Origin of the sequence: uncultured Faecalibacterium sp., from assembly GCF_900066275.1 — a bacterium.
GTDB classification, from domain to species: Bacteria; Bacillota; Clostridia; order Oscillospirales; family Ruminococcaceae; genus Faecalibacterium; species Faecalibacterium taiwanense.
This window is the reverse complement of sequence record NZ_FMFG01000010.1, coordinates 23527-28492: the sequence shown is the minus strand read 5'-3', so window position 1 is coordinate 28492 and position 4966 is coordinate 23527. Positions and strand designations below refer to the sequence as shown.

The following is a 4966-nucleotide window of genomic DNA, read 5'->3' as shown; positions in this document are numbered from 1 at the left end:
CAAGGAGGACTGAACACATGACCACACAGGAAATTCTGGAAGCCGCCCGCAGCGCCAAAAGTGCCCTTGCGCTGGCCGATAACACCGCCCGCAATGCGGCCCTGCTGGGCATGGCAGATGCGCTGTGCAGCGCAGACGATCAGGCGGCCATCCTTGCCGCCAACGCCGAGGATATGGCTGCGGCCAAGGGGCACATCAGCGATGTGATGCTGGACCGTCTGGCCCTGACCGCACCGCGCATTGAAGCCATGGCGCAGGGCATCCGCGAGGTTGCCGCTCTGCCCGACCCGGTGGGCCGGGTGCTGAACCGGGTGGAGCGCCCCAACGGGCTTGTCATTGAAAAGACGGCTGTGCCCATGGGTGTGATCGCCATTATCTACGAGAGCCGCCCCAATGTGACCAGCGATGCCGCTGCCCTTGCCATCAAGAGCGGCAATGCCTGTATCCTGCGCTGCGGCAAGGAAGCATGGCGCAGTGCTCATGCCATCGTCACCGTTCTGCGGCAGGGCCTGAAAAAGGCCGGTCTGCCCGAGACAGCGGTCTGCCTGATCGAGGACACCACCCACGCTTCTGCCAACGCTCTGATGACCGCTGTAGGCTATGTGGATCTGCTGATCCCGCGCGGCGGTGCCGGGCTGATCCGTGCCTGCGTTCAGAACGCCAAGGTCCCCTGCATCCAGACCGGCACCGGCATCTGCCATGTGTACGTAGACGACACCGCCGATCTGGACAAAGCTCTGGACATCATCGAGAACGCCAAGGCCAGCCGCCCCAGCGTGTGCAACGCCGAGGAGGTGTGCCTTGTGCACTCTGCCATTGCCGGGGAGTTTCTTCCCCGTCTGGCCCAGCGGCTTGGCCCGGACCGCATTGCAAAGGGTCTGCATCCGGTAGAGCTTCGTCTTGATAAGCGCGCCGCCGCCATAATCGCTGGCACGCCTGCCGGCGAAAAAGACTTTGACACCGAATTTCTGGACTACATCCTCGCGGTCAAGGTCGTGGACAGCGTAGAGGAGGCCATCGGGCATATTGCTGAGCACTCCACCGGCCACAGCGAGGCCATCCTGACCCAGACACAGGCCCATGCCGACCTGTTCACTGCCGCAGTGGACAGCGCCGCCGTGTATGTGAACTGTTCCACCCGCTTTACGGATGGCGGTGAATTCGGCCTTGGGTGCGAAATGGGCATTTCCACCCAGAAACTCCACGCCCGCGGCCCCATGGGACTGGCCGAGCTGTGCAGCTACAAGTATATCATCCACGGCAATGGTCAGATTCGCTAAAGCCCGCTGAACCCACCTTTCCAGTGCGGAAATCGGGAGTGAGCGTTTTCTCCATAATATTCATAATTTAGAAACGAAACTGAAAAGCTTTTTCCGAAACAGGCTGGTGCGATTTGCGCCAGCCTGTATTTTTGTTTTATTCCCATGAAATGTTCTTTCTGTAAAGACAAAAACTGAATTATGTTTTCAATCTGCCTTTCCTGTTCGCTCACTGATATGGATGATTGTATCCCAGTTTTCTGCACTTCTCACAAAGATATAGTCTTACTTTCTCCATTTTGTTTTGTAAAAAGTACAAGAACCCCTTGACAACCCCTATTTCGATGCGGTAAAACTATATTGAAAAGCTTGATAACGATTTCACTTCATTTCACTTTCCAATGAGAAAGTTGTTTGTCACACGCAACACTATACTTGGAACAAAGGAGAGAGCACTATGACGATCGCCATTCTTGCACACGATTCCCGCAAAGAGCTTGCACTGCAGTTCTGCACTGCTTACAGCGCCATTTTGTCCAAAAACACAGTCATTGCTACCGGTACCACCGGACGGATGCTGGCGCAGACTACCGGCCTGCCGGTGCACTGTTATCTCTCCGGGCGCTTGGGCGGTGTGCAGCAGATCACTTCCCGCATTGCGTGCGACGAAGTGGATTTGGTGTTGTTCTTCCGTGACCCGCTGAAAGCGGATGCCGCCAGCATCACCGAGCAGAATCTGCTCCGCCTGTGCGATATGCACAGCGTACCCATTGCCACCAACATTGCCACCGCCGAGGTCTTACTGCGCGGTATGGATCAGGGCGACCTGGACTACCGCGAGGGGATGCATCCCGCTCTTGTGGAGCCAATGCCCACCGTGCAGCGCCACGCCGTGTGATGAATCGTGTATAGAGTATCGGGAAAGAGACAACGCCGCAGGAAACTTCCTGCGGCGCTGTTGTTTTTTGTTTTGCTTTTTATTTCAGTAAAGCCTGCAGCTTTTCCAGCCGGCGGACGGCTTCGTCCAGCACATCGGTGCCGCGGGCAAAGTGCATCCGGATCAGGTGGTTCACCGGCTCCCGGAAGAAGCTGGAGCCAGGCACAGCGGCCACGCCCACTTCCCGGATCATCCACTCACAGAACTGCAGGTCGGTCCAGCCCTTGAACTGGGGCAGCGCCAGAAAATCGGAAATATCGATCATCACAAAATAGGTGCCCTGCGGAACATTGTGCTTCAGCCCCACACGGTCCAGCCCAGCCAGAAAATGATCGCGCTTTTCGGTGTAAAGGGCCTGCAGCTCTTTGTAATAGCTGGCGGGCATCTCCAAACCGGCCACAGCGGCCTCCTGCAGGGGTGCAGCCGCACCCACAGTGAGGAAGTCGTGCACCTTGCGCGCGCCCTCAATGACCTCTGCGGGTCCGATCAGATAGCCCAGACGCCAGCCCGTGATGGAGTAAGTCTTGGAGAGCGAGTTGCAGGTGATGGTGTGCTCAAACATGCCGGGCAGGCTTGCCATGCAGATATGCTCTGCCGGCGCATAGATGATATGCTCGTACACCTCATCCGTCACCACAAAGGCATCGTACTGGATGGCCAGCTTTGCAATGGCTTCCAGCTCGTCGCGGCGGAACACCTTGCCGCAGGGATTGGAGGGGTTGCACAGGATCAGCGCCTTAGCACCCTCGGCAAAGCCCTTTTCGATCAGGCTGATATCAAACTCATAGGTGGGCGGCACCAGCGGGATATAGATGGGTTCCGCGCCCGAAAGAATGGCATCGGCACCGTAGTTCTCGTAGAACGGTGAGAAGATCATCACCTTGTCGCCGGGGTTGCAGATGGTCATCATGGCTGCCATCATGGCCTCAGTGCTGCCGCAGGTCACGCAGATCTCGGTGTTGGGGTCTACTTCGTGGTGCAGAGCAGGGCTGGTCTTTTTTGCCAGCGCCTCGCGGAAGTTTTGCGCGCCAAAGGTCACAGCGTACTGGTGCGGGCCTTTGTAAGCTGTTTCGGCCAGAGCGTCCAGCAGCTGCTTCGGCGGGTCAAAATCCGGGAAGCCCTGCGAAAGGTTGATGGAGTCGTACTGATTGTTGATGCGAGTCATGCGGCGGATGACAGAATCTGTGAAGGTACCCACACGGTCACTTAAAACAGGCATGCGCTCTCCTCTTTTCAGTCCTTAAAATAAGCCTTCTGGATGGCCAGCAGCACGCCTGCACGGCTGGCAGCAAAGTTCAGACCGCCCTGCAGGTAGCAGGTGTACGGCTCACGCAGCGGGCCGTCGCAGGAAAGCTCGATGGTACTGCCCTGTGTAAAGCTGCCGCTTGCCATGACCACCTCATCGGTATAGCCCGGCTCCGGAGAAGGTTCCGGGGCGGCATAGCTGTCCACGGGACTTGCAGCCTGAATACCCTGACAGAAGCCGATGAGCGCATCCGCAGTGCCTGCATCAAAGCAGGTGACGATGTCGTTGTGGTCGTCGCAGTAGCGCGGCACTGGATTCTTGCCCAGCAGCTCCAGCATACACTGGGCGTAAATGGCGGTCTTGATGGCCTCGCACACCACGCCGGGCGCATAGTAGAAGCCCAGATACATATCACGGGGCGTTTCCAGCGTGCAGCCCAGATCCTTGCCGAGACCGGGCGCATTCAGGCGGTAAGCGCACAGCTCCACAAGGTCTTTGCGGCCCGCAATATAGCCGCCGGTGGGAGCGATGCCGCCGCCGGGGTTCTTGATCAGGCTGCCCACCACAAGGTCTGCGCCCATCTGACAGGGTTCCTGCGTCTGGGTGAACTCGCCGTAGCAGTTATCCACAAAAATAATGATGTCCGGGTTTGCGGCGCGGGCGGTATCCGCAATTTTTCGGATCGTTTCCAGATCAAAGGCATTGCGCTGCAGATAGCCGCGGCTGCGCTGGATGTGGCACACCTTTGCACCGGGGGCCTTTTGGGCGATCAGGTCATAATCCGGGGTGAAGTCGGCTTTCAGCGGAGCTTCATCGTACCGGATGCCGTAATCCATCAGGGTGCCGGTGCCCCTGCCCTTGCCGTCCAGACCGATCACGCCTTCCAGCGTATCGTAGGGGCGGCCGGTGGCGGCCAGCAGGGTGTCCCCCGCCCGCAGCAGGCCGAACAGCGCCACAGCCAGCGTGTGGGTGCCGCTCTGGAACTGGCTGCGCACGAGGGCATCCTCTGCGCCCATCACCTCGGCAAAGATCTGCTCCAGCTTTGCGCGGCCGGTATCCCACAGGCCGTAGCCGGTGGTGCCCAGCATATCGGTGGAGGACATCTGGGTATCCGCAAAGGCTTTCAGCATTTTGAGCTGGTTAAAATCGCGGATCTCCTCCATATGGCGGAAGTAGGGCTGGCACAGCTCCATAGCCTTTTCGTCCAGCGCCAGAACTTCGGGTTTGTAATTGAAAAAGTGGTTCAGCATTGACATTATAACGGTTCCTTAATTTATGATTTGGGATAAAGCTTACATGAATTGACGCGTCGGCAGCTTTCTCCTCGGACACGAAATACGGGTTGCGGCACCCAGCAGCTGCTTCGCATCCGCTTGCATCTCGCTGGCCGCGGCCCCAACAACAGCTCCCTGTTTCCGCCACTGGCGGCGGTCGCTGTTGTTGCAGGCCATTCCATCGCCCGCCCTATTGCCCTGCGGGCAACAGGGTCCCACCCCAGCGGACGGTCCTCAGAGAAACTTCCGA

General features: G+C 58.2%; 4 protein-coding genes. 2 read left to right on the top strand and 2 right to left on the bottom strand.

What is annotated here, in order from left to right:
* Positions 1 to 17: 17 nt before the first annotated feature.
* A complete protein-coding gene (locus tag QZL71_RS05455; RefSeq protein WP_294648161.1) occupies positions 18 to 1280 on the top strand; it encodes a glutamate-5-semialdehyde dehydrogenase in 1263 nt (420 codons plus the stop codon).
* Between the two features lie 436 nt (positions 1281 to 1716).
* On the top strand, positions 1717 to 2157 hold the full coding sequence (locus QZL71_RS05450; protein WP_005945815.1) for a methylglyoxal synthase: 441 nt from the start codon (positions 1717 to 1719) through the stop codon (positions 2155 to 2157).
* A 79-nt stretch (positions 2158 to 2236) separates the two neighbouring features.
* Here the strand turns inward: QZL71_RS05450 and QZL71_RS05445 are convergent, their stop codons facing one another.
* Positions 2237 to 3415, bottom strand: a complete 1179-nt coding sequence (locus tag QZL71_RS05445) for a pyridoxal phosphate-dependent aminotransferase (RefSeq protein ID WP_044954209.1) — start codon at positions 3413 to 3415, stop codon at positions 2237 to 2239.
* Positions 3416 to 3429: 14 nt separating this feature from the next.
* A complete protein-coding gene (locus QZL71_RS05440; RefSeq protein ID WP_005945812.1) occupies positions 3430 to 4692 on the bottom strand; it encodes a methionine gamma-lyase family protein in 1263 nt (420 codons plus the stop codon).
* Positions 4693 to 4966 lie beyond the last annotated feature (274 nt).